Raw genomic sequence first — 294 nt, 5'->3', positions numbered from 1 at the left:
GTTGATGTAGTTCCCGAGGATCTCGGCGAGCGATTCGAAGGTCGCGCGGACGGCCGCCTCGTCCGGGCTCCCGTCGATGAAGCTCATGTACGCGTCGTACCCTTCCTGCCCGAGCATCGTCGAGGCGAACAGCTGAGTCGTCGTCCAGGTACCGCTCGCGCCGTGGGTCATCGGGATCGCGTCGGTCTCGCTCTGGACCGTCTCCAGCGCGTCGATGAGCGCCGAGACGCTCGTCAGCGAGTCGGGGTCGACCCCCGCCTCCTCGACGACCGAGGTGTTGTAGAACAGGCAGTT

At 66.0% G+C, this 294-nt stretch carries 1 pseudogene; it reads right to left on the bottom strand.

What is annotated here, in order from left to right:
* Positions 1–294, bottom strand: a pseudogene (locus EXE42_RS17645) (carbohydrate ABC transporter substrate-binding protein); the annotation flags it as partial.

Origin of the sequence: Halorubrum sp. SP3 (assembly GCF_005435195.1) — an archaeon.
Classification (GTDB): domain Archaea; phylum Halobacteriota; class Halobacteria; order Halobacteriales; family Haloferacaceae; genus Halorubrum; species Halorubrum sodomense.
Note: the sequence above shows the minus strand (reverse complement) of the source record. Positions and strands in the feature narration are given on the sequence as shown.